This is a genomic window from Nosocomiicoccus sp. HMSC059G07, assembly GCF_001815515.1.
Lineage (GTDB): Bacteria > Bacillota > Bacilli > Staphylococcales > Salinicoccaceae > Nosocomiicoccus > Nosocomiicoccus ampullae_A.
This window is the reverse complement of the sequence record NZ_KV820882.1, coordinates 1-359: the sequence shown is the minus strand read 5'-3', so window position 1 is coordinate 359 and position 359 is coordinate 1. Positions and strand designations below refer to the sequence as shown.

At 46.2% G+C, this 359-nt stretch carries 1 protein-coding gene; it reads right to left on the bottom strand.

Translation table 11 applies throughout. The annotated features are described in order from the left end of the window. Nucleotides 1-74: 74 nt before the first annotated feature. A partial coding sequence (locus HMPREF3029_RS09575) for a hypothetical protein (protein ID WP_210400789.1) occupies nucleotides 75-359 on the bottom strand: 285 nt, incomplete at its 5' end.

Genomic DNA, 359 nt, shown 5'->3' with positions numbered 1-359 from the left:
TTCACCTCCTTAAAATAGTGGTCGTATCTCAGTTGTTGAGATGATCATTAATCATTATACCCAGTGAGCGGGTTTTAAATGCGTGATTTTCGTGATTTGGTCCGACGATTGTATCGAATCGACTGGGAAACTTCGGTTTCGCCGACGATTCCCCGAATCGACTGCGAAAAGTTTATTTCACCGTCGCAGATGAGACTTTCGTCGATGAATTTTTGATTCGCCGACGGGAATGATCGAATCGTCGGTGAATTTCTCGTTTTCCCGATTTTCGCCGACGATACTGCTTGAATCGTCGATGAAATCTGACTCTCGCCGACGATAACCTCCATAGCGACGGGGAGTTTTTCATCTCGCCGACG